Raw genomic sequence first — 3,829 nt, 5'->3', positions numbered from 1 at the left:
ACCAACCAGGCCAGTTACGCCGTGCTGCGCGCGCCGCAGGACGGCGTGGTGGCCAAGCGTTCGGTGGAAGTCGGGCAGGTGGTCGCCGCCGGACAAACCGTGTTTACCCTCGCCACCGACGGCGAGCGGGAAGTGTCGATCAGCCTCCCCGGAGCAGAGCTTCGGGCGGTTCAAGGTCGGCCAGCCAGTGACCGTTGAACTGTGGACCCAGCAGAACCAGCGCTTCGCCGGGCAGATTCGTGAGCTGTCGCCGGCGGCCGATCCGAAATCCCGTACCTTCGCCGCGCGCATCTCGTTCACCAGCGGCAAAGTCCCGGCTGAACTCGGGCAGAGCGCCCGGGTGTTCGTGCAATCGGCAGACAGTGTGCCGCTGTCAGTACCGCTTTCGGCCCTGACTGCCGAGAACGGTGCGACCTATGTCTGGGTCGTCAGCGCCAACAACACCCTGAAAAAGACCCCGGTGCGCATCGGCCCGTTCGGCGAGAAAAGTGTACCGGTGCTCGAAGGCTTGAATGCCAGCGACTGGGTAGTCGCCGCCGGGGTTCACGTATTGCTCGACGGTCAGCAGGTGCGGCCTGTGGATCGCTCCAACCGTGTGGTCAATCTGGCGGACAAGGAGTAAGTCCCGATGCGCTTCAACCTTTCCGAATGGGCGTTGCGTAATCGCCAGATCGTCCTGTTCCTGATGCTTTTGCTGGCCATCGTCGGGGCCTTGTCCTACACCAAACTCGGCCAGAGCGAAGACCCGCCGTTCACCTTCAAGGCCATGGTCATCCAGACCCGCTGGCCGGGGGCGACCGCGCAGGAAGTTTCACGGCAGGTCACCGAACGTATCGAAAAGAAACTGATGGAAACCGGCGAGTACGAGCGCATCGTGTCGTTCTCTCGCCCCGGCGAGTCGCAGGTCACCTTCATTGCCCGCGACTCGATGCACTCCAAGGAAATTCCCGACCTCTGGTATCAGGTGCGCAAGAAGGTCAGCGACATTCGCCAGACCTTGCCGCCGGGGATTCAGGGGCCGTTTTTCAACGATGAATTCGGCACCACGTTCGGCAACATTTACGCGCTGACCGGCGACGGTTTCGACTACGCGGTACTCAAGGATTATGCCGACCGCATCCAGATCCAGCTGCAGCGGGTCAAGGATGTCGGCAAGGTTGATCTGCTCGGTTTGCAGGACGAGAAAATCTGGGTCGAGCTGTCCAACGTCAAACTCGCCACCCTCGGTTTGCCACTGGCGGCGGTGCAGCAAGCGCTGGAAGAGCAGAACGCGGTGTCCACTGCGGGGTTCTTTGAAACCGGCAGCGAACGTGTGCAACTGCGGGTCTCGGGGAATTTTCAAACGGTCGAGGAGATCAAGAACTTCCCGATCCGCGTCGGTGACCGGACGTTCCGTATCTCCGATGTCGCCGATGTGCATCGCGGTTTCAACGATCCACCGGCGCCACGCATGCGCTTCATGGGTGAGGACGCCATTGGCCTCGCTGTCGCGATGAAGGACGGCGGCGACATTCTGGTGTTGGGCAAAGCGCTGGAAGGCGAGTTCTCGCGCCTGCAGAAAAACCTCCCGGCCGGCATGCAACTGCGCAAAGTCTCCGACCAACCGGCGGCGGTAAAGACCGGTGTCGGCGAGTTCGTCCAGGTGCTGGTCGAGGCGTTGGCGATCGTGTTGCTGGTGAGCTTCTTCTCTCTCGGCGTGCGCACCGGCATGGTGGTCGCGCTGACCATTCCGCTGGTGCTGGCGATGACCTTCGCCTGCATGTATTACCTGGGTATCGGTCTGCACAAAATCTCGCTCGGCGCGCTGGTGCTGGCGCTGGGCTTGCTGGTGGACGACGCGATCATCGCCGTGGAAATGATGGCGATCAAAATGGAGCAGGGTTTCGACCGGATCAAGGCCGCGAGCTATGCCTGGACCAGCACCGCGTTCCCGATGCTCACCGGTACGCTGATCACCGCCGCCGGGTTTCTGCCGATTGCCACCGCGCAGTCCGGCACCGGTGAATACACCCGTTCGATCTTCCAGGTGGTGACCATCGCCTTGCTCGCCTCATGGGTGGCAGCGGTGATGTTCGTGCCGTATCTGGGGGAAAAACTCCTGCCGGATCTGGCGAAAATTCATGCGGCCAAACACGGCACAGCTGACGGGCAAGCCGACCCGTATGGCACGCCGTTCTATCAACGGGTGCGGCGTCTGGTGGAGTGGTGCGTGGCGCATCGCAAAACCGTGATCGTGCTGACGGTGGGGCTGTTCATCGCGTCGGTGATGCTGTTCCGTTTCGTGCCGCAGCAGTTCTTCCCGGCCTCCAATCGACTGGAGTTGATGGTCGATCTGAAGTTGGCCGAAGGGGCGTCGCTGGCCAACACCACGGCCGAGGTCAAACGCCTGGAAGCAATGCTCAAGGATCACGCCGGCATCGATAACTATGTGGCGTATGTCGGCACCGGTTCGCCGCGTTTCTACCTGCCGCTGGATCAGCAACTGCCGGCGGCGAGCTTCGCCCAGTTTGTGGTATTGGCGAAAAACATCGAGGAGCGCGAGACCCTGCGCACCTGGTTGATCGAAACCCTCAACGAGCAATTCCCGGCCCTGCGCTCACGGGTGACACGTCTGGAAAACGGCCCGCCGGTCGGCTATCCGGTGCAGTTCCGTGTCACGGGTGAACACATCGACGAAGTCCGCGCGCTGGCGCGCAAAGTAGCAGCCAAGGTGCGCGAGAACCCGCACGTGGTCAACGTGCACCTGGACTGGGAAGAACCGAGCAAAGTGGTGTACCTGAACATCGATCAGGACCGCGCCCGGGCGCTCGGTGTGAGCACGGCCAATCTGGCGAAATTCCTCCAGAGCTCGCTGACTGGTTCGAGTGTCAGTCAGTACCGCGAGGACAACGAACTGATCGAGATCCTGTTGCGCGGCACGGTGCATGAGCGCACCGAGTTGTCGTTGCTGCCGAGTCTGGCGGTACCGACCGATAACGGTCGCAGTGTGGCGTTGTCGCAGATTGCCACGCTGGAGTACGGGTTTGAGGAAGGGATTATCTGGCACCGTAATCGTCTGCCCACCGTGACGGTGCGGGCGGACATTTACGGTAAAGAGCAGCCGGCGACGCTGGTGAAGCAGATCGCTCCGACGCTGGATCCGATCCGTGCCGAATTGCCTGACGGGTATCTGCTGGATGTCGGCGGCACGGTGGAGGATTCGGAGCGTGGGCAGAAGTCGGTGAATGCCGGGGTGCCGATGTTTATCGTGGTGGTGCTGACGTTGCTGATGGTGCAATTGCGTAGCTTCTCGCGCACGGCGATGGTGTTTCTGACGGCGCCGTTGGGGTTGATCGGGGTGGTGTTGTTTCTGATGGTGTTCCGTCAGCCGTTCGGGTTTGTGGCGATGCTGGGGACGATCGCGCTGTCGGGGATGATCATGCGCAACTCGGTGATTCTGGTGGATCAGATCGAGCAGGATATTGCTTCGGGGCTGACGCCTTGGGAGGCGATTATCGAGGCGACGGTGCGGCGGTTTCGGCCTATTGTCTTGACGGCTTTGGCGGCGGTGCTGGCGATGATTCCGTTGTCGCGCAGTGTGTTTTTCGGGCCGATGGCGGTGGCGATCATGGGGGGGTTGATTGTGGCTACGGCTTTGACGCTTTTTGTTTTTTGCCTGCTTTGTATGCGGCCTGGTTCCGAGTGCGTCGCGACGCTTGATGGTTTTGGACTTGGCGGCCTTTGGGCCGACCATGCTCCTGGGGTTTTGGGTGTTTATCCGTTGCTTCGGGTGTTGCGGCTGGCGGTTTCGCCCTTACGGCGAGTCACTTTTGCAGACGCCCAAAAGTAA

Annotated in this window: 2 pseudogenes; both read left to right on the top strand. The window is 61.3% G+C overall.

Features of this window, described 5'->3' with window-relative positions:
* Window positions 1–622 (top strand): annotated as a pseudogene (locus HT737_RS16495) (efflux RND transporter periplasmic adaptor subunit); the annotation flags it as partial.
* Window positions 623–628: 6 nt separating this feature from the next.
* Window positions 629–3,699: pseudogene (locus HT737_RS16490) on the top strand (efflux RND transporter permease subunit).
* The last annotated feature ends 130 nt before the right edge of the window (window positions 3,700–3,829 follow it).

This window comes from Pseudomonas sp. MD195_PC81_125 (assembly GCF_014060985.1).
In the GTDB taxonomy this organism is placed as follows: domain Bacteria; phylum Pseudomonadota; class Gammaproteobacteria; order Pseudomonadales; family Pseudomonadaceae; genus Aquipseudomonas; species Aquipseudomonas parakoreensis.
Note: the sequence above shows the minus strand (reverse complement) of the source record. Positions and strands in the feature narration are given on the sequence as shown.